The organism is Pseudomonas sp. zbq_18, assembly GCF_043102245.1.
GTDB lineage: Bacteria > Pseudomonadota > Gammaproteobacteria > Pseudomonadales > Pseudomonadaceae > Aquipseudomonas.
This window is the reverse complement of record NZ_JBICIT010000013.1, coordinates 187,589-206,263: the sequence shown is the minus strand read 5'-3', so window position 1 is coordinate 206,263 and position 18,675 is coordinate 187,589. Positions and strand designations below refer to the sequence as shown.

Here is an 18,675-nt window from a genome sequence, read left to right as displayed (position 1 = left end):
CCAATGGCCGGCCAAGCCCAGATCGACATGCGTGAACTGCACTGGCTGCTGGACATCGTCCAGTGCCTGGACGTGGGCGTGCTGGTGATGAACCGCAACTTCCATATCGAAGTGTGGAACAGCTTCATGGAGAACCACTCGGGCCTGGGCGCCGACCAGGTGCAGGGCCGCGAGCTGTTTCAGGTTTTCCCGGAAATAGACCGGCCCTGGCTGGAACGCAAGGTCGGCACCGTGCTGCGCCTGGGCACGCGCGCCTTCAGCCTGTGGCAGCAGCGTCCCTACCTGCTGCACTTCAAGAGCTACCGGCCGATCACCGGCCAGGCCGATTTCATGTACCAGAACCTGACCATCCTGCCGCTGGCCGCCACCGGCGGCCAGGTCGAGCACGTGTGCCTGGTGATCTACGACATGACCGATGCGGCCGTGGCGCAGCAGCGCCAGGGCTGACCGGGCCGCACAGCCTTAAAAACTCTACTTGAGGTACCAGGCCCAGGGATCGGAGCTGCGGTACTCGGTGACCTGCTTCACCTCCAGGTAGTTTTCCAGCCCCCAACGCCCGAGTTCGCGCCCGATGCCGCTGTGCTTCATGCCCCCCCAGGGGGCCTGGGTGAAGGTCGGCTGCGAGCAATTGACCCAGACGATGCCGGCCCGCAGACCATTGGCCACCCGTGCGGCACGTTCCAGGTCGGCGCTCATCACCGCGGCGGCCAGACCAAAGCGACTGTCATTGGCCAGGCGCAACGCCTCGGCCTCGGACTTGAATCGCTTGACGCACAGCACCGGGCCGAAGACTTCCTCCGTCCAGATACGCGCCTGTTCGGCAGGTTCGGCGAAGATGGTTGGCTCGACGAAAAAGCCCTGCTCCAGATGCGCCGGGCGCTTGCCACCGGTCAGCAGCCGCGCCTCCTGGCAGCCCTGCTCGATCATGCCCATGACCTTCTGGTACTGCCCGGCACTGACCAACGGCCCCAGCAATACACCCGGTTCCAGCCCCGAACCGATGCGGATGCGCCGGGTCTCCTCCACCAGACGCTCGAGCAAGCGTGGGGCAATACCCTCCTGCACCAGCAGGCGCGAAGTGGCGCTGCACACCTGGCCCTGGTTCCAGAAGATGCCGAACATGATCCATTCCACCGCCGCATCGACATCGGCATCGTCGAAGACGATAAAGGCCGACTTGCCGCCCAGCTCCAGGCTGATGTTCTTGATGTCGGCGGCGGCGGCCGACATGATTTTCGCCCCTGTCGGCACGCTGCCTGTGAAGGCCAGCTTGTCCACCCCCGGATGCTGGCTAAGCGGCCCGCCGGCCTCGCTGCCCAGGCCGGTGACCACATTGAGCACACCAGCGGGCAGACCGATACGCTCGGCAGCCCCGCCCAGTTCCAGGGCGCTCAGCGGCGTCAGTTCCGAAGGCTTGAGCACGCAGGTAGCGCCCGCTGCCAGCGCCGGAGCGACCTTCCAGGCAGCCATCAGCAGGGGGTAGTTCCAGGGAATAATCTGCCCCGCCACTCCAACAGGCTCATGGCGAATACGGCAGCTGAAGCGCTCGTCGGGCAGCTCCAGCGGCTCGTCCTGGCGCTTGTCCAGTTCGCGCGCCAGTTCGGCGTAGTAGCGGAAACAGCCAATGGCATCGGCGATATCCCACTGTGCCTCGGGCAATGGCTTGCCGTTGTCGCGCACCTCCAGCACAGCCAGATCGCCCTGGCCGCTTTCCAGTTCGTCCGCCAGGGCGTCCAGCCAGACGGCCCGCTGCGCTCCGCTGCTTTGCCCCCAGCCACGATTGAAGGCCTGGCGGGCCGCATGTACGGCGTGATCGACATCTTCCTCGGTGGCGGCCGGTACGCGCTGGATCGACTCGCCAGTGGCGGGATCGACAACCTCGAAATAGCCGCCCAGATCGGGACTGACCCACTGCCCGTTGATATACAACTGGTCACGCATGACTCTGCTCCCTAGGCGCTCAGGCGCCGCTGCGGCGGTTCTGCAAGTGGCGGGAGGTGAACAGCAGCGCCAGCGAGACGCAAATGATCACCGTGGAGATAGCGTTGATCTCCGGGGTGATACCCCGGCGAATGGACGAGAAGATGTAGATCGGCAGTGTGGTTTCCGAACCCGCGACGAAGAAGGCGATGATGAAATCGTCGAAACTGAAGGTGAACGCCAGCAGGAAGCCGGCCATGATCGCGGGAGCGATCTGCGGCAGGGTCACCCTCAGGAAGGTGTCCAGCGGCGGCGCGTAAAGATCGGCAGACGCTTCCAGCAGGGACTTGTCGAGGGCCTCGACGCGGGTGCGCACGATCACCATCACCAGCGCCATGGTGAACATCGAGTGTGCAGCGATCACCGTGAACAGGCCCATGCGCAGGCGCGGCAGACCCGCCCCCAGCAGCATGTCCAGCAACGGATTGACCAGCTCGAACAGGCTGATGAAGGCGATCAGGGTGGCGATGCCGATGACGATGCCGGGAATGATGATGGCGCAATAGATCAGCGCATCGAAAACCATACGCAGCCGCGGCCCTACCCGCTGCAGGCCGAACACCGCGAGGGTGCCGAAGACCGTGGCCAGCAGCGCCGAGCAGAAGGCGATCAACGCGCTGGTACCCAGTGCCTCCATGATGAAGGGATTGCCGAATGCACGGCCGAACCACTGCACCGAGCAGCATTCGAACGACAGCCCGCTGCGCCCGGCGTTGAAGGAAAACAGCACGATCAGGGCGATCGGCGCGTAGAGGAACAGGTACAGCGAAGTGGAGTAACTGCGCAGCCACATCAGAGCATGCCCTCCGTGCCACGCTTGCCGAAGCGCGCCACCAGTTTCAGGTAAACGGCGATGATCAGCAGCATCATCGCCACCAGGGTCATGGCCACCGCACTACCGAACGGCCAGTTGCGCGATTGCAGGAACAGGTCGACCAGCGCGTTGCCGACAAAGAACACCTTGCCGCCGCCGAGGATGGCCGGGATCAGGAACTCGCCCATCAGCAGGATGAAGACCAGCATCGCCCCGGTGATCACGCCTGGCGCCGACAGCGGCAGGGTCACCCGGCGGAAGGTTTCGAAGGCGCTCGCGCCGAGGTCGGAAGAGGCTTCCAGCAGACGCTTGTCGAGTCTTTCCAGGCTGACATAGATGGGGAACACCATCAGCGGCAGGTAGCCGTAGACGATGCCGACCAGCACGGCGGTGGGCGTGTTGATCAGCCGCACGTTCTCCAGCCCGACCATGGCCAACAGCGCCGGCAGGCCCTTGCCGCCGAGAATGAAGATCCAGGCGTAGGTGCGGATCAGGAAGCTGGTCCAGAACGGTACGATCACCAGGGTCAGCAACAGCGAGCGGTTGCGCTGAACCTTCACCGCCAGGAAGTAGGCCAGCGGGTAGGCCGCGACCAGGCACACCAGGGTGCCCAGCGGCGCCAGCAGCAGGGTGTTGTAGAACGCCTTGGCCCGCGAGCCGAGGTTCAGGTAGTTGTCCAGGGTCAGGGCGGCGCTATAGCCGCCGACCGGGCTGCGTTCGCCCAGGCTGAAGACCAGGATGATCGCCAGCGGCAACAGCAGCAGCAACAGAAACCACAGGGTCGAGGGCAGCAGCAGAAGCAGCGTGATGCGGCGACCGAGGCTTTGCCCCGTGCTCGGCGCGGCCTGGCCCACAGCGGCCGGCACAGGGGCACTGAGTGCAACGTTCATGCGAGAGTCCTTACGAGTCATGGATGCGGCCACTGCAGGAGCGAGCCCGGCCCGCCCCTGCAACGCCCCGCGTCAGGCGGCCTTGAAGCGCGCCATCAGCTCGGCCCGCGCCGGGCTGGTGAGGGTGGCTGCGGCGCCGAACTCCAGCGCGCTGAGCAGCTCGGCGGCCGGGTACATGATCGGGTCTTCGAGCATCTCCTTCGGCAGCAGCGCGTCGACACGCTTGTCACCGCTCGGGTAACCGTGAGCCTCGACTTCCAGCTTGTTGACCTGCGGATCGAGCAGGAAGTTGATAAAGGCATAGGCGGCATCGCGGCGCTCGACGCTCTTCGGAATCGCGAAGAAGTCGCTCCACAGCTCGCCACCCTCGCGCCCGAGGACGAACTGCATCTGCGCCATATCGCGGTGCAGCTGGGAGCCGTCGCCGGTCCAGCACATCGACATCCAGGCATCGCCGCTGCGCATGGACGGCTGGTAGTCGGAGTTGATGGCGAACAGGTGCGGTTTTACTTCCAGCAGCAGCTTCTCGGCATCCGCCAGCTCCTTCGGGTCCAGCGAGTTGAAGCTGTAGCCAAAGGCCTTGAGGGCGTTGCCGATCGCGGTGAGCTGGTAGTCGTGGACCATGACCCGGCCGGTGGCCTCACCCTTGGCCAACTCCCAGAATTCCTTCCAGGTGGTCGGGCGCGACTTGATCTGCTCGCTGTCATAGACGAAGCCAGTGGTGCCCCAGTTCTTCGGCACGGCGTAGAGCTTGCCGTCGACCACGCCCTGCTCCATGAAGCGTTTCTCGAAGGCCGCCGGGTCGAAGTTGGGCAGGCGGGAGAGATCCAGCGGCTCGATCAGCCCCAGCTCGACATAGGTGCTGATGGTGTAGTTGGTCGGCACGAACACGTCCCAGCCGCTGCCGCCGGCCTGCAGCTTGGCGAGCATCTCCTCGTTGGAACCGAAGACGTTCATCTGCACGCGGGCGCCGGTCTGCTCGGCGAAGGCGGCCAGGTTGTCGGCGTTGTGGTAGTTGGGCCAGGTGGCCAGGGCGACCCGGTCGCCGATGCTGCCTTTCTCGCCGGCGAAGGCACTATTACTAAACAAAAGACCCGGCATATTCGCGGCGGTCACCGCCATGGCCATGCCTAGGCCGGTCTTGCCGAGAAAATCGCGACGGCTGATAGAGCCGTTCTGCCAGCTGCGCAGTTGCTTGATGAAGTCTTTCCGATCCATTGCTGCCACCTGCCTTTCAAGGGTTGATAGTTGTTATTGCCGGCCAACGGCCTACAGCGTCATGGCCAAACCGCTGGCCTGATCCCAACCGATGCGCACCGGTGCGCCATGCTCGAAGGCCGAGCGCTCGGCCAAGCCATGACGCGGCACCCGCACGCACACGATGCCAAAGGTGTCGGTTCGCACCCGGTACTCAGTGAGGTTGCCCAGGTAGATGCGGTCCACGACTTCGCCGGGCAGGCTGACCTCGTGAGGCAACGTCTCGCTACCCGCGCCGATGGCGATCAGCTCCGGGCGCACCGCGATGCAGCCCGCCTCGGCCGCCTTGAGGGCCGGGCCGGAGGGTGTCTGCGGGCTCGCCAGTTGCAGGCCCTGGGCGGTTTCCAGCAGCACGCGACCGTCTTCGATACGGCGTACCGTGCCGTCGAACAGGTTGGATTCGCCGATGAAGTCAGCCACGTAGCGGCTTGCCGGAGTCTCGTAGAGTTGTTCGGGACTGGCGTTCTGCAGGATGCGTCCGTCCTGCATGACGCTGATGCTGTCGCTCATCGACAGCGCCTCTTCCTGGTCATGGGTCACCAGCACGAAGGTGATGCCCACTTCCCGCTGCAGACGCAGCAACTCGGACTGCATCTCCTTGCGCAACTTGCGATCCAGCGCCGCCAGCGGCTCGTCGAGCAGCAGCACCGTGGGCTTGTTGACCAGCGCACGGGCCAGGGCCACACGCTGCTGCTGGCCACCGGACAACTCATGGGGCTTGCGCTGGCCGAAGCCGGACAGCCGCACCATCTCCAGCGCCTCCTCGGCCATACGGCGCTGCATGGCCTTGTCCGGGCGCGGCTGCAGGTAGCGCAGGCCGTAGGCAATGTTGTCCAGCACCGAGAGATGGGGGAACAGCGCGTAGCTCTGGAACACCATGTTGACCGGGCGCTGGTGAGCGGGCACCCCGGCAACCGAACGCCCGGCCAGCAGCACCTCGCCCTCGCTGGGCTGCTCGAACCCGGCGATCATGCGCAGGGTGGTGGTCTTGCCGCAGCCGGAGCTGCCGAGGAAGGAGTGAAAGGCGCCGCGGCGCACCTTGAAGTCCAGGCCATTGACCGCCGTCACCGCGCCATAGCGCTTGACCACATGGCGGAACTCGATATCGAAGGTGTCGCGGGTATCACTCACGGCCTGCCCCTTTTCCAGATGTGCTTGGCATGTGGTAACAGGCTAGCGAGGGGGCTTTTCGGCTGTATATATCCCTTGGGGGATAGACCGCCGGGGAAAGCAGTAGAGGACGGACGTGATGGACTTACCGGCGACCGACATGCGCCAGATAGCACGCCACAGGCCGCGTAAGGAGTTGTGCAGAGAGAGTTAAGGAGTGTTCAGACCGCTGCGCGCAGAGGCTCCGGTTCGTCGCTCAGCCCGGCAAGATCGCGCACGAAAAGCCCCAAAAGCTCCGACTGGCTGGAGATACCCAGCTTGGCGTAGATGTTCTTGCGGTGGATCTTCACCGTACCGGGACTGATGGCCAGTTGCTCGGCCACCGAGGCACTGGAGTGGCCGCGCAGCAGCATCTGCACCACCTCCTGCTCGCGCGCCGTCAGCACCTGGGCACCGAAGTGGTCGAAGGCCTCGCGGATCTTGAAATCCAGATCATGGGCAGGGCGCGGCGCCTGAACCCGTGCCTGCTCCCAGGCCTGGCCCACCACCTGTTCCACCACGCTCTGAGCGCAATCCAGCAACTGGATCTCGTCGCGGCTGTAGGCCGGGCTGCAGGCACTGCGCATCAGCGACAGTACCGCCTTGGCGCCGTCGGCCAGGTCGACGAAAAAAGCCACTTCCTCTGTCAGACCGGTCTGTTGGTAGTAGGTCAGGTAGTACTCACCCAGGTAGAAATGGTCCGGCGCGAACTGGCGCAGACGCCAGAGCCCCGCGGCCTGGTTACGGGTACAGGCCAAGTAGAACGGATCGAGCAGATAAGGCCCGACCTGGTAATCATCCACATACACATGCCGCTTGTCCGGCGGAAAAGTATCGAACAAGGCCAGCGGCCGGTGATTCCCCTCGTAGACGAACAGGACAAAATGATCGACGGGACAAATCTGTTGCAACCACTGACTGAGCCCGAGCAGACGCGGTCGTCCCGCGGGTTGGTCCAGCAGTTGGGCGACGCCGCTGGTCCAGTGTTTCAAATCCTTGTAACGCATGGTGATACTGCCTTAGGGCAGGCTTGGCCTGCACAGCAGGCGTTCAGTATTCCACACAGAAATGCAGGAAATGAGCCAATCCGCTGAACCCCCATGCCTCCCGCGCTGCCCGGGGCATGCGCCATCCAGCCCTGCCCCATTCTGGCCACCCAGCACACTTGGGCGTCACCATATGCCTCAAAAAGGTAACGCCGAGGCCACCTCAGAAGGCGATCACGGCTTCTTCTTCGGGCGCGGCTTCTCGCCCAGTTTGGGCACGGCGCGCACCGCCTTGACCTTGGGCTTGCTGGTGTCTTCCTCGAACCAGTTGCCCATGTGGATCTTGCCCTTGGCACCTGCACCCGGAATGACCTTGACCTTGGGCTTCTTCGGCTTCTTCAGGATCGCGCCGCCCGGCGCGGTCTGCGGCACCCTGTGATCCGGCTCGAAGCCCGGCTCGTCCTCGCGGCGGATGATCTGGCCGATCAGCGTCTCGATGGCTGCCAGCTGATCCACCTCATCGGCACAGACCAGCGACACCGCCTCGCCACTGGCGCCGGCACGGCCGGTACGGCCAATGCGGTGCACATAGTCCTCGGCAACGATGGGCAGATCGAGGTTGACCACCCGTGGCAGCTCGCTGATGTCCAGGCCGCGTGCGGCCACGTCGGTGGCCACCAGCACGCGCACCTCGCCGGCCTTGAAGCGCTGCAGCGCGCGCAGGCGCGACGGCTGCGGCTTGTCGCCGTGGATCGAGTCGGTGGCGATGCCTTCGGCCAGCAGCAACTGCTCCAGCTCGTCGACGCCTTTACGGGTCTTGCCGAACACCAGCAGCTGGTCCCAGCCGCGCTCGCGGTAGAGGTGCAGCAGCAGTTCGCTCTTGCGCTTCTTGTCCACCGTCACCAGCCACTGCTTGACGCTCTTGGCCGTGGTGTTGCGCGGGCTGACCTCGATGTTCAGCGGGTCGCGCAACAACTCCTTGGCCATCTGCCGGATGGCATCGGAGAACGTCGCGGAAAACAGCAGGGTCTGGCGCTTGCGCGGCAGCGCGCTGAACAGCTCGTCCAGCTCCCTGGCGAATCCGAGGTCGAGCATGCGGTCGGCCTCGTCCAGCGCCAGCGCCTGCAACTGGTCGAAGCGCACCGCGTTCTGCCGGTACAGGTCGAGCAAACGGCCCGGGGTGGCCACCAACAGGTCGATGCCCTTGCGCAGCTTCATCATCTGCGGGTTGATGCTGACCCCGCCGTACACGCAGTAGGTGCGCAGCGGCAGGTTCTGCGCGTACTGCTGCACCGCCTGCGCCACCTGCTCGGCCAGCTCGCGGGTCGGCACCAGCACCAGCGCGCGCACCGAGTTGGCCGCCACCTGCGAGCCTTCCATGGTCAGTTTCTGCAGCAGCGGCAGGGCGAAACCGGCGGTCTTGCCGGTGCCGGTCTGCGCCGCGGCAAGCACGTCGCGGCCCTTGAGTACGGCAGGGATGGCCTGCTTCTGCACCGGCGTCGGCTCGCGGTAGTCGAGTGCCTCAAGAGTGCGCAGGATGGAATCGATCAGGCCAAGGTTGGCGAAGGACATGGTGGGTAACCGGATAAAGGCAAAGTGCACAGTTTACCCGCCCCAGGCTTATGATGCGTGTATGCACCTGATCGACACCCACACCCACCTCGACTTCCCCGATTTCGACGCCGACCGCAGTGAGCTGCTGACCCGTAGCCGCCACCTGGGCGTGGCGCGACTGGTGGTGCTCGGCGTCTATCGCGACAACTGGCAGCGCCTGTGGGACTTGTGCCAGCAGGAGGTGGGGCTGTACGCCGCCTTCGGCCTGCACCCGGTCTATCTCGGCCAGCATAGTCCCGAGCATCTGGCCGAGCTGCGCGACTGGCTGCAGCGCCTGGCCGGCGAGGAAAAACTCTGCGCGGTGGGCGAGTTCGGCCTGGACTACTACGTGGAGACGCTGGATCGCGAGCAGCAGCAGGCGCTGTTCGAGGCACAACTGCAGCTGGCCATCGAGTCCGAGCTGCCCGCCCTGCTCCATGTGCGCCGCGCCCACGCGGCCACCATCGCCACGCTCAAGCGTTTCAGGCCGCCACGCGGAGGTATTGTTCACGCCTTTGCCGGGAGCTATGAAGAAGCCCGCGAATACATACGACTTGGCTTCAAGCTGGGCCTGGGCGGCGCAGCAACCTGGCCGCAGGCGCTGCGCCTGCGCAAGGTGATTCCACGCCTGCCGCTGGAAGCCATCGTGCTGGAGACCGATTCACCGGACATGGCCCCGGCCATGTACCCGGGCCAGCGCAACAGTCCTGAGCATCTACCGGCCATCTGCAACGCGCTGGCCGGGTTGCGCGGCATTTCGCCGGAAGAGCTGGCCAGCGCCAGCAGCCGCAACGCCGCCGAGCTGTTCGGCTGGCAGCTGTGAGCCTGCCGGAAACGACGAGGCCCGCCGATTGGCGGGCCTCGCAGCTTGCAGGCTGAAGATCAGACGCGGAAGGCGCTGATCAGCTCCTTCAGGCGCGACACCTGATCAGACAGCTGGCGGCTGGCCTGCTCGGTCTGCACCGCGCCCTCGGCAGTACGCTCGCCGGCCTGGTTGATCTCGACGATGTTCATGTCGATGTCATGGGCCACGGCCGTCTGCTGCTCGGCAGCAGCGGCGATCTGCTGGTTCTGGTCGACGATCATGCCAACTGCGCCGAGGATGTTCTCCAGTGCCTGTTGCACCTGAGCCGACTGGCTGACGGTGCTCTCGACCATCTGGTGACTGCCGTTCATGGCGGTCACCGTGGCGCTCACGCCATTCTGCAGGCGGCCGATCATCTGCTCGATTTCCTCAGTGGACTGATGCGTGCGCTTGGCCAGGTTGCGCACCTCGTCGGCCACCACAGCAAAACCACGGCCCTGCTCGCCGGCCCGCGCCGCCTCGATGGCCGCATTGAGTGCCAGCAGGTTGGTCTGCCCGGCAATGCCCTTGATCACTTCCAGCACCTGGCTGATCGAGGCGCTGTCGGCGGCCAGTTGGTTGATCACGCTCACCGACTGGTCGATTTCGCTGGCCAGGCGCTGGATGCTGCCCACCTGCGAGCCCACCAGTTCACGGCCACTGACGGTTTCCTGATTGACGCTCTGCGCACTGTCCACCGCAGCAGCGGCGCTACGGGCCACTTCCTGGGCGGTTGCGGACATTTCATTCATCGCCGTGGCCACTTGCTCGATCTGCCCGCGTTGGGCGCTGACCGCCTGGCTGCTCTGTCCGGACACCAGCTCCACGCTGTCGGCCTGGCGTTCCACTTCGATGACCGTCTTGCCGACCAGATCGATCAGGTCGCGAATCTTCGCCACCGTGCCGTTGAACACCTGCCCCAGCTCGCCCAGTTCGTCCCGGCTGCGCACATTGACGCTCACCGTCATGTCGCCAGCCGCCACCTGGTTCAGGGTCTTGCCGAAGCCCTTGAGGGTCGCGCGGGTAGAAACGTAAAAACCGCCGTACAGGTAGCCGATCAACAGGAACACCAGAAGCAGGGCAGCCACCAGAAGCACCATCTGCAGACGCTTCTGTTCCAGACGCTGACTCAGATCCTGCTCGAGAAAGCGCAGGATCCCGTCATTCAGTGCATAGGTTTTGTCGATAGCTTGGGTAAAGCCGTCATAGAAGCCGCGCCAAGGGGCATCCAGGCTGTCGGACATGAGCAGCTGCTCTTCCAGCACCACGCTGCTCTCGGTCAGGCTGCTGCGACTGGTCTCAGCCAGTTGTCCCAGGCTGCTCTGCGCCTTGGGGTTGGCCTGCAGCGCACTCTGCAACTTGAAACCGTACTCGGCATGCAGCTTCTCCATGTTCAGCATCATGTCGTCGAGCTTGGTGCTGTCGGCAGAGCCGAGAATGCCCTGTCCGAGCGTATATGAACCGAGCGCACGCCCTTCGCTGAGCACCTTGGTCACGGGCAGGGTGACATGGGTCATCAGCTCGGCCATCTGGCGCACGGTCAGCTCGCTGTCCTGGCTGAGGCCGGACTGGCTGGCGACAAACTTGATGAACACCTCAGCATTGTCCAGCGCCTTGACCACCAGACCAGCCTTGCTGCGCAGGGAGCTCTCCGCCTGTACGGCGGCCAGGGCCGTCTTGATCGAGTCGCGCTGGTTGTTGAATTCCTCGACCTGCTGGGCATCGTTGCTGGTTGCTTCCAGCCCTTCCAGGGTCGCGGCTACGCTCTTTTCCAGCTCGACAATCTGCGCGCCAAGCTGCTCGGCCTGGCCAGACTGCCCAAGGACGGCATTGATCTGATAGAGATCGTTGAGCTGCTCCAGCTGCTGACGCAGCTTCATGCTGGTGCCCAGCACGCCGAGGCTTTCCAGCTCGGTGCGGGTATCGACGAAGGCGTCATAGGACTCCTTCACCAGGTAATAATTGGTGACCAGCATAGGCAGGAAGAACAGCACACTGATCAGGCTGAACTTCATGCCGAAGCTCAGGCGGTTCATCAGCGCGATGGCAGGGTACAACACGCTATTCACTAGACGTCTCCTGTTGCCATTATTGTTTTATGCCAGCCGGGAGCAGGCTGATCTATTGAACGGCAAGGTAGCGGTATTCTGGAATCCAGCGGAAGTGGCCATTGGCCAGACAACATCCCCCGGACGGCCATGTATACCGGATATCGACCTCAACCTCTGTAACTTAAGGTAAAGAATGCGCGCGCCATTTCGCTTCGGCATTGACCTGGGTGGGACCAAGACTGAAATCATCGCACTGGAAGGCGCCGATGAGCGGTTACGCGAGCGTCTGCCCACGCCACAAGGCGACTATCAGGCCACGCTGGAAACCATAGCCTGCCTGGTACGCGACGCCGAGCAACAGCTGGGAGGTACCGGCAGCGTTGGCGTGGGCATCCCTGGCACCCGCTCGCCGGACCACGGGCGCATCAAGAACGCCAACTCCACCTGCCTGATTGGCGAGGATCTGCAGGGTGATCTGGAAAACCTGCTGCAGCGCCCGGTGCGCCTGGCCAATGACGCCGACTGCTTCACCCTGTCCGAGGCCAGCGACGGCGCCGCTGCCGGCGCCAGCAACGTGTTCGGTGTGATCCTAGGCACAGGCGTTGGTGGTGGCATCGTCATCAATGGGCAACTGCTCAGCGGCCCCAACGCCGTGGCCGGCGAATGGGGGCACAACCCCCTGCCCTGGCGCACCGCGGCAGACGGTCCGCCGCGCCGCTGTTACTGCGGTCTGGACGACTGCATAGAAACCTTCCTCAGCGGCCCCGGCTGGGCCGCACGCAGCAACCTGGGCGTGAATGCCACGCACCTGGCCGAGGCAGCCTCGCGCGATGAGCCCAGCGCCAGCCAGGCCATGCAGCGTTACTGCGAGCAGCTAGCCCGCAGCCTCGCGTCGGTGATCAACTTGCTCGATCCGCAGGTAATCGTGCTGGGCGGCGGCCTTTCCAACATGCCGCAGCTGTATCAGCAGGTGCCACCTCTGCTCGTGCGCCACGTGTTCTCGGATCGGGTCAACACGCGCCTGGTACAAGCCCGTCATGGCGACTCCAGCGGTGTGCGCGGCGCAGCCTGGCTGTGGCCGGAGCACACCCAGGGGTAAGCCCTGTCCTTACAGCAGAAGAATCCACACGGCGAACGCCGCATACCAAAGCACAGCCGCGCGAATCAGCAACTGCCAGAGCTCGTCCAGGGTACTCACCCCAGACTCGCCCGGTTGCGGCTCGGGCAACTCGCTGGCCGCCCGCCCCGCGTTGGCGACCAGCTGCGAGGCGGAAATATCCCACGCCAGCAAATCATGCAGCACCGTCCGGCTGACGGCGGCGAAGTTACCCACCAGAGCGAAACTGGCCGCCAGCACCCTTACCGGCAGCCAGTCCATGGCGTGGCGCAGCTGCGCAGCGCGTTCTGCCACACCGGGCTGGGCGGCATGCTCGGCGCACAGGGCAAACAGACGGTAGGCCAATGCCGGCAATGGCCCTAGCAGGGCATACCAGAAGATCACCGCGAAGAAGCCCTGATAGGCCTGCCACAGCTGGTAATCCTGTACCCGCAGCAACAGTTCGGCCTCGCCGTCGGCTTCAAGCCCCAAGTCGCGCTCGGCCACATGCAATGCAGCCTGATCGTCACCACGGCGCCAGGCATCGCGGAACGGCCCCAGGGCCACCAGCACATCCCCCCGCCCCAGGCTGTAGACCAGCACCAGCAGGTGCACCGGCAGCAGCAACAGGCCATAAGCCAGAGGCTTGAGCGCCAACAGCAGCAGACCAAGCAGCCCCACCGGCAACAGCACCGCCAGCAGCAACGCGGGCCAGGGAGCCTGCCGCTCACAACGGCTCAACCAGTGCAGCCAGGCGCCATCACGCTGAACACGCTGCCGACCGGCGGAGAATTTCTCCACCCACAGCACCAACAGCAGCACCAGAAAATTCATGTCCCACTCTCCTCACACTGCAGCCCCGCACGCAGACGCGGCCAATCGAAACAGGGGCCGGGGTCGGTCTTGCGCCCCGGTGCAATATCGCTATGGCCGCAGATGCGCTCGACACTCATCTGAGGATAGGCGCGCAACAGCTGCCGCGTCAGCTCGACCAAAGCCTGGTACTGCGCATCCGTGAAAGGCAGATCATCTGTGCCCTCCAACTCGATGCCGATGGAAAAATCGTTGCAGTTCTCCCGCCCGGCATAAGAGGACACCCCGGCATGCCAGGCCCTCTCAGCACACGAGACGAACTGAGTCACCCCGCCATCGCGCTCGATCAGAAAATGCGCCGACACCGTCAGCTGGGCGATACCGGCGAAATAGGGATGCTCGTCTACCGGCAGACAGTTCTGGAAAAACTGCTGCACCCTGCCCGTGCCGAACTGCCCCGGCGGCAGGCTGATGTTGTGGATGACCAGCAGGGAGATTTCGCCCAGAGGCCGGGCATTACAGTTGGGCGACGGGCAGTGCCGCACGCCGTCACACCAACCACTGTCGGGATCCAGCTGCATAGAGGCTCCTAAAAGACTGGCGCCACTCTAGCAGCACGCCAGGCCGAAACGAAAACGCCCGGCATAAACCGGGCGCTTCGCATCAAATAGGATCAGGTGCCTTTGAGCTTGCGTAGATTGCCGATCACCGACTCCAGCGCCCGGTCGAACAACAACGCATCGTCCAGCAGACGAATGGCACCGCGGCGGAACTCCACGGCCAGCCCCATGCGTGTCTTCTCCATGACCTTCATGCCGGTACGGTTGACGAAGATGAACTTGCCCGTGGGCTTGATGATGGCCGCCAGCTTGCCGCGCAGCTTGTGCTCCTCGTCCTCCTGGATCTCCACCCAGCTGCCAACACGCAGACTGTCGACATGCTGCAGCGCCTCGTCGTCATCGGGGAGGCTAACCTCGGGCTCCTGCACACGGGACTCGCCCGGCGCCAGCAGGACGATTTCCTCGACCACCTCGACCATGGCCGGCGCCTCAGCCGGCGCATCCAGCTCGACCGGAGGCAGCTCGAGCAATGGGCCAGCCCCCAGATCCACCAGATTGTCGTCGCTACCCTGTTCGACAGGCTCCGGCTCGGCCATCTCACGCTTGAAACGCTGAAAGGCCTGCACATGCACAGCTTCCAGCTTGCTGAAGAATTCGCTGGTGACAAAGGGGTCGATCGCCGCACTGGCCAGCCCCTCGCGAAGGGACTTGAGCAAGCTCGGCACCAGCTCCAGCAGACGCAGGCGATCCTCCGCCGCCTCGTGCACCTCGACGCTCCACACCAAATCATCCATCACCGTCAGCGCCGCCTGCCACTCGGCGGAGTCGGTGCCATGCTTCAGGCTCGTCAGCTGCAGAACCTTGCTCCAGCCGTCCTGCAGCAGACGCACCACCACTTCCGGCAAGGTCTTGCCCAACAGACGCTCATTCAGTGCCTGCTCGACCTGCTGGCGCGCCATTTCCGCCTTGGCACGGCCCTCCTCAGCATCGCGCGTACGCTGTTCCAACAGCTCACTGCGGCGCTTTTCATCACCAGTGAAGGCAATGAACTCGGCGAGCACATCGGAGAAAATAGCGGGGTCATCGGTGAAGTCATTGAGCAGCCGCTGCACCACCTGTTCGATGCGCTGATACAAGGCGTCACGCTGCTCGTCGCCCTGAGCACTCCAGCCGAGCGCCGCCGAGGCAATTTCGTTAAGCAGGCGCCGCGCCGGATGGCTGCCACGACTGAAGAAGGTCTTGTCCAGTACCGCGACCTTGAGCATGGGAATCTGCAGGCGGCCGATCAGCGCCTTGAGCGAGTCCGGCAAGGTCCGGTCATCGAGAATGAACTCGAACAACATGGCGACCAAGTTGATGACATCCTCATCAACTTCACCCACCACACGCGCCTTGCCACTCTTGGCGCTGGCTCGCGCCAGCAGATTTTCCAGCTGGTTGCGCAGGTCGAAATCATCGACTACCTGGCTGGCCGGCAACCGCTGCTGCATATGCGAGAGCAGGCGCATCAGATCATTGCTGGAGATCGGCAAGGCACCAGCCGGCACCTCCCGGCGCGGCAACACGGCAGTGCCGCGCACCTGCGACAACAGCTCCTGCAGCGCACCGAATACCTCCTGCACGCCTTCGTCGGCATAGCCACCGGCCTCGCCAGCGGCCGCGGCCGATACGGCAGCCTCATGCACCTCGCGGCTCGCCGCAGCAGAGCGCCCAGGCTGGCGCCGTACAGGTAGCGCGGACTTGAGCTCCGGCAGCACACCAGCCTCGACCAACTTCTGATTGGCCGCGGCGTAGAGTTCACCCAGGTCGGTGAGCACGTATTTTTCGAACAGCTTGAGGATGATCAGCTTGACGCGAATCTCCACGCCCAGCCCTTCGCACGCCTCGAGGAACTGCTCGCAGAGCATGCGCGGCCCGAGTGGATTGCTCTTGTCCTCAAGCTTTTTACTGATCACCGCATTCAGGCGCGTGGTCAGATGACCGAGCGACATGCCATCGCGACTGACCACCCTGGCGACCATGGCATCCAGAGCAACGCTCTCCTCCAGCGTATCGTTGTTGACCAGGCTGAGGGAGTCGGAAGATATCGTATCGAGCACCGGCGCCTTGCCGATCTCGTACTGATTCAGGGTGGAGAAACTTTCGAAGACTTTCTGCAGAAAGCCGCGCTCGATGCTCTTGCGCTTCAGACGCAGATCACGCATCGCTTCGAAGAAGGCATTCTGCTCGGCATTACTCGCCGCACGATCCGCCATCTCGAAGAGGGTATCGTCCGCATTGTCGAACAGGGCCTGCATGGCCTGCTTGAGCTGCTGGGCAGCCTTGTCGCGTACCTGGATGAGGGCCACGGGAAGCCTTCCTGCCGGCGAAGTTGGCGAATGCTCAGGGGCGACCTTGTTCAGGTGCACCACGTTCGCGTCGGTCTTCATTACGAGTCTCTCCCTCAGGCTTCCCGGGATGGGTACAGGCCTGCAAAACGATCAGCTGGGCGTTATCCGTAACGTCAAAGGCATGGCGTCAAAGTTTATGGCCAACCTTATTATAGGGGGAGGCGAATGATGACCAAGTACCCTCTATCACAGACATGATCCAGATCACAGAGCCAACAGACAGAGGCTACGAACGGTCATTTACAGCCGACCAGAACGCCTCAGACACCCCGCAGAAGGTACAGGGCACTCCACAGCCCCTCGCCAATCCCTATAATCGCGCCACTTGATTGCGGAGGCCACCATGCCCAACCTGACCCTCGCCGACCTCGGCGCCGAAATCGAAGCCAACGCACGCGCCGCCCTGCGCGAAGACATTGGCAGTGGCGACATCACAGCCCAGCTGATTCCCGCCGAGCGTCTGGCACATGCGACCGTGATCACCCGCGAAAGTGCCATCGTCTGCGGCACTGCCTGGGTCGACGCCGTATTCCGCCAGCTCGATCCACGCGTCGCCGTACACTGGCATGTACGCGACGGCGAACGAGTCAGCGGCAACCAGACACTCTTCGAACTCCAGGGCCCCGCCCGCGCCCTGCTCAGCGGCGAGCGCGCCGCGCTGAACTTCCTGCAGACACTCTCCGCCGTCGCCACCCGCTGCCGCCACTTCGCCGACTTGGTCGAAGGCACCGGCGTCAAACTACTCGACACCCGCAAGACCCTTCCTGGCCTACGCCTGGCGCAGAAGTACGCAGTCACCCAAGGCGGCTGCCACAACCACCGAATCGGCCTCTACGACGCTTTCCTGATCAAGGAAAACCACATCGCCGCCTGCGGCAGCATCGCCCAAGCCATCACTACCGCCCACAACATCGCCCCAGGCAAGCCGGTAGAGGTGGAAGTGGAAAGTCTGGATGAACTGAAAGAAGCACTGGAGGCTGGCGCCGATATCGTCATGCTTGACGAACTCAGCCTAGAAGACATGCGCAGCGCAGTTACCATCAACGCTGGCCGCGCCAAGTTGGAGGCCTCGGGCGGCATCAACGAAGGCACCTTGCGCACCATCGCTGAAACAGGGGTGGATTACATCTCTATCGGCGGCCTGACCAAAGATATCAAGGCGACTGACCTATCAATGCGACTGAGCCTGTAAGCAGGGCGCACTCAATACAAACAGAATGAATAAAGCCTGCGCGCTGCGCTACTAGTACGCCGGCCTACCAACAACGCCTGCAACGTAGTAGTTATGCCACTACCAGAGAAAGGGGGCACCAATAGAGGCCTGTCAGTTACTGCAGAAACCGCCGGTAGACATATTACAGGTAACCAAAGCCGTACCAGGCGAACGCGGAGTAGCCGTGAATGAGCCACTAACTGTCAAACTTGAATCAAGCCCTGCATATGCAGAACATGCACCAACAGCAGATGGCGCAACAGGGGTCTGAGAGTTATTCAGCCGTACCAAGGCTTCATTAGCATAGCTTTTAGCCTCAATTAGGCATGCTCTATCGGCAGAGCGTCGCGTGTAGTCTTGATAAGCTGGTAGCGCGATAGCAGCAAGAATGCCAATGATCGCAACAACAATCATCAACTCAATCAAGGTAAAGCCATTAGAACCATGAGCTTTCATTGTTCACTCCAGACTGAGCCTACCCATCGGTAAACTCATCACCGCACCATCTAAAAAAGCGCCCCGCATCAGCGGGGCGTTTTTAGCAAAACCTCAAGAAAGAGGCCTTACAGGGAGCAAGAAGCGCTAGCGGTGCAAGTAACAGTGCCAGTACCAGGAGCTTTCGCGGCAACGGAGAAGGCAACACTGGTGTTAGGAATTGTTGTGGCACAAGCCTGCGCAGTATGGGTAGGCTGGCCAGCAGCAGTACTGTCAGGATCAGATTCCCACACCAGCAGAGCACCGGAAAACGCTTTTGCCTCGGCCAAGCAAGCTTTATCTGCAGCCGACCGGGTGTAGTCTTGATACGCTGGCAGAGCGATAGCCGCCAGAATACCGATGATCGCAACTACGATCATCAGTTCGATAAGGGTAAAACCTTTTTGGACTTGAGCTTTCATGAGTATCTCCTTGGAGTGTTTAGGCGGGAGCCTGTACACCTACAAGCAGCTTGCATGCCAACTTAAGAACCCCTCGAATCCAAGCCACTGCGCATGCAGCGGATAACAACCCTAAACATAACCAAGCCACTTCCGACAATTTT

Annotated in this window: 15 protein-coding genes and 3 pseudogenes; 4 read left to right on the top strand and 14 right to left on the bottom strand. The window is 63.1% G+C overall.

Features of this window, described 5'->3' with window-relative positions:
* The first annotated feature begins 3 nt into the window (after positions 1 to 3).
* On the top strand, positions 4 to 447 hold the full coding sequence (locus ACF8C6_RS10560) for a PAS domain-containing protein (RefSeq protein ID WP_392499226.1): 444 nt from the start codon (positions 4 to 6) through the stop codon (positions 445 to 447).
* A gap of 24 nt (positions 448 to 471) precedes the next feature.
* On the opposite strand, the gene ACF8C6_RS10555 is transcribed toward ACF8C6_RS10560, so the two are convergent.
* The 7 genes from ACF8C6_RS10555 to ACF8C6_RS10525 form a co-directional block, all read right to left on the bottom strand.
* Positions 472 to 1,941 (bottom strand): aldehyde dehydrogenase family protein, encoded by a 1,470-nt coding sequence (locus ACF8C6_RS10555; RefSeq protein WP_392499225.1) that lies wholly within the window; start codon positions 1,939 to 1,941, stop codon positions 472 to 474.
* 19 nt (positions 1,942 to 1,960) lie between these two features.
* Positions 1,961 to 2,773 (bottom strand): ABC transporter permease, encoded by an 813-nt coding sequence (locus ACF8C6_RS10550; RefSeq protein WP_392499224.1) that lies wholly within the window; start codon positions 2,771 to 2,773, stop codon positions 1,961 to 1,963.
* On the bottom strand, positions 2,773 to 3,684 hold the full coding sequence (locus ACF8C6_RS10545) for an ABC transporter permease (protein WP_392499223.1): 912 nt from the start codon (positions 3,682 to 3,684) through the stop codon (positions 2,773 to 2,775). Before ACF8C6_RS10545 ends, ACF8C6_RS10550 begins: the two co-directional genes overlap by 1 nt.
* Positions 3,685 to 3,756: 72 nt before the next feature.
* Positions 3,757 to 4,902 (bottom strand): PotD/PotF family extracellular solute-binding protein, encoded by a 1,146-nt coding sequence (locus ACF8C6_RS10540; protein ID WP_392499222.1) that lies wholly within the window; start codon positions 4,900 to 4,902, stop codon positions 3,757 to 3,759.
* Positions 4,903 to 4,953: 51 nt separating this feature from the next.
* Positions 4,954 to 6,072 carry an ABC transporter ATP-binding protein gene (locus tag ACF8C6_RS10535; RefSeq protein WP_392499221.1) on the bottom strand — a complete coding sequence of 373 codons (1,119 nt, stop codon included), beginning with the start codon at positions 6,070 to 6,072 and terminating at the stop codon, positions 4,954 to 4,956.
* 200 nt (positions 6,073 to 6,272) lie between these two features.
* Positions 6,273 to 7,097: a response regulator transcription factor gene (locus tag ACF8C6_RS10530; protein ID WP_392499220.1), complete on the bottom strand. Its 825-nt coding sequence runs from the start codon at positions 7,095 to 7,097 to the stop codon at positions 6,273 to 6,275.
* A gap of 213 nt (positions 7,098 to 7,310) precedes the next feature.
* Positions 7,311 to 8,648, bottom strand: a complete 1,338-nt coding sequence (locus ACF8C6_RS10525; RefSeq protein ID WP_392499218.1) for a DEAD/DEAH box helicase — start codon at positions 8,646 to 8,648, stop codon at positions 7,311 to 7,313.
* A gap of 61 nt (positions 8,649 to 8,709) precedes the next feature.
* On the opposite strand from ACF8C6_RS10525, the gene ACF8C6_RS10520 reads away from it, so the two are divergent.
* Positions 8,710 to 9,492: a TatD family hydrolase gene (locus ACF8C6_RS10520; protein WP_392499217.1), complete on the top strand. Its 783-nt coding sequence runs from the start codon at positions 8,710 to 8,712 to the stop codon at positions 9,490 to 9,492.
* Positions 9,493 to 9,551: 59 nt separating this feature from the next.
* On the opposite strand, the gene ACF8C6_RS10515 is transcribed toward ACF8C6_RS10520, so the two are convergent.
* Entirely contained in the window at positions 9,552 to 10,256 is a 705-nt protein-coding gene (locus tag ACF8C6_RS10515) for a methyl-accepting chemotaxis protein (protein WP_392499416.1), read from the bottom strand.
* 150 nt (positions 10,257 to 10,406) lie between these two features.
* Positions 10,407 to 10,613: pseudogene (locus tag ACF8C6_RS10510) on the bottom strand (HAMP domain-containing protein); the annotation flags it as partial.
* Positions 10,614 to 11,757: 1,144 nt separating this feature from the next.
* On the opposite strand from ACF8C6_RS10510, the gene ACF8C6_RS10505 reads away from it, so the two are divergent.
* A complete protein-coding gene (locus ACF8C6_RS10505) occupies positions 11,758 to 12,663 on the top strand; it encodes an ROK family protein (protein WP_392499216.1) in 906 nt (301 codons plus the stop codon).
* Between the two features lie 9 nt (positions 12,664 to 12,672).
* Here ACF8C6_RS10505 and ampE read toward each other — a convergent pair whose 3' ends face one another.
* From ampE to ACF8C6_RS10490, 3 genes are all read right to left on the bottom strand, one after another.
* Positions 12,673 to 13,494 carry a regulatory signaling modulator protein AmpE gene (gene ampE, locus ACF8C6_RS10500; RefSeq protein ID WP_392499215.1) on the bottom strand — a complete coding sequence of 274 codons (822 nt, stop codon included), beginning with the start codon at positions 13,492 to 13,494 and terminating at the stop codon, positions 12,673 to 12,675.
* On the bottom strand, positions 13,491 to 14,054 hold the full coding sequence (gene ampD, locus ACF8C6_RS10495) for a 1,6-anhydro-N-acetylmuramyl-L-alanine amidase AmpD (protein ID WP_392499214.1): 564 nt from the start codon (positions 14,052 to 14,054) through the stop codon (positions 13,491 to 13,493). Before ampD ends, ampE begins: the two co-directional genes overlap by 4 nt.
* Before the next feature lie 92 nt (positions 14,055 to 14,146).
* Entirely contained in the window at positions 14,147 to 16,462 is a 2,316-nt protein-coding gene (locus ACF8C6_RS10490; protein WP_392499213.1) for a DUF1631 domain-containing protein, read from the bottom strand.
* A gap of 304 nt (positions 16,463 to 16,766) precedes the next feature.
* Between ACF8C6_RS10490 and nadC the strand changes: the two genes are divergently transcribed.
* Entirely contained in the window at positions 16,767 to 17,615 is an 849-nt protein-coding gene (nadC, locus tag ACF8C6_RS10485; RefSeq protein WP_392499212.1) for a carboxylating nicotinate-nucleotide diphosphorylase, read from the top strand.
* Positions 17,616 to 17,983: 368 nt separating this feature from the next.
* On the opposite strand, the pseudogene ACF8C6_RS10480 reads toward nadC, so the two are convergent.
* Both ACF8C6_RS10480 and ACF8C6_RS10475 read right to left on the bottom strand, forming a co-directional pair.
* Positions 17,984 to 18,092, bottom strand: a pseudogene (locus tag ACF8C6_RS10480) (prepilin-type N-terminal cleavage/methylation domain-containing protein); the annotation flags it as partial.
* A 331-nt stretch (positions 18,093 to 18,423) separates the two neighbouring features.
* Positions 18,424 to 18,532 (bottom strand): annotated as a pseudogene (locus ACF8C6_RS10475) (prepilin-type N-terminal cleavage/methylation domain-containing protein); the annotation flags it as partial.
* Between the last annotated feature and the right edge of the window lie 143 nt (positions 18,533 to 18,675).